The sequence below is a fragment of the Pantoea rodasii genome (assembly GCF_002095465.1).
GTDB classification, from domain to species: Bacteria; Pseudomonadota; Gammaproteobacteria; order Enterobacterales; family Enterobacteriaceae; genus Pantoea; species Pantoea rodasii.
Genome location: NZ_MLFP01000064.1, coordinates 1 through 919, shown reverse-complemented (window position 1 = coordinate 919; position 919 = coordinate 1). Strand labels below are relative to the sequence as shown.

1 protein-coding gene and 1 pseudogene are annotated in these 919 nt (G+C 67.8%); both read left to right on the top strand.

Features of this window, described 5'->3' with window-relative positions; genetic code table 11:
* A partial coding sequence (gene traW / locus HA45_RS23350; RefSeq protein ID WP_158087337.1) for a conjugal transfer protein TraW occupies positions 1 to 615 on the top strand: 615 nt, incomplete at its 5' end.
* 18 nt (positions 616 to 633) lie between these two features.
* Positions 634 to 919: pseudogene (locus HA45_RS23345) on the top strand (hypothetical protein); the annotation flags it as partial.

The following is a 919-nucleotide window of genomic DNA, read 5'->3' as shown; positions in this document are numbered from 1 at the left end:
TACGACGGGGCGGGGCCCGCGGGCAAAGACCCGGAGCTGACCTTCACCCAGGCGCAGACGGACGCGGCCATGGCCTACGTAAATAACTCAACTAAACTTGATGCAGGGCGCACGCCGGGCAGGGGCGAAATCCAGACCGCCACCGGGCAGGAGTATCAGGGCCTGCTCACGCAGTACAAGGCCATGCAGAGCGCCGCGATGCAGCCGCAGCTGGACATGGTGGCGGCGAGCCAGCCGCAGAACGCCACGCAGGCGGCCCTCACCGAGGCCCGTCAGGCGCCTTCGGCCGAAAGCTACTTTCAGCAGACCGCCTCGGCGCAGGCGAAGCAGACCGGCACCATGAGCGAGCGCGAGTTTGAGGCGTTTGAGGTCGGGCGGCGCTACGCCAACACCGCGTGGGTCACCGACCTGCAGGCCATGGACGGTGACAACCTGACGCGTGAGGTTGCCCGTCAGCTGGCCGCGGCCAACTGGCTGGCGCTCGGTATCAAAAACGAGCTGCGTCAGGCCAACATCATCAGCGGCCAGCAGCTGGCGCTGGCGGCAAAAAATGAGTACGCCCCGCAGCTGCAGGCGCTGTCCTCGCAGATGAGCGCCGGCGTGAGCGCACAGTAACCCCTCCCGGAGTATTTCATGACAACAAGCGGTACCTTTGCGCCGGACGCCGGCGCGCTTTCATCCCTGCTCGACGCGGGCACCGGGCCGGTGCTGGTGCTGGACCTCTGCGGCGTACTGTGGGAGGCCTTCTGGCAGTCGCCGCGCTGGAAAAAACTGTGGCAGGCGTGGCGACTGGCACCCGGTCAGACGCAGGAGGGTGACGTCTGGGGACGTGCTGGCAGCGATGCGCAGCGTCCGCGCGGAGGAGGGCAGCGGGCGGCTGGCTGCGGCGCTGTTTCCGGCGGACAGCCACAGCGACCTG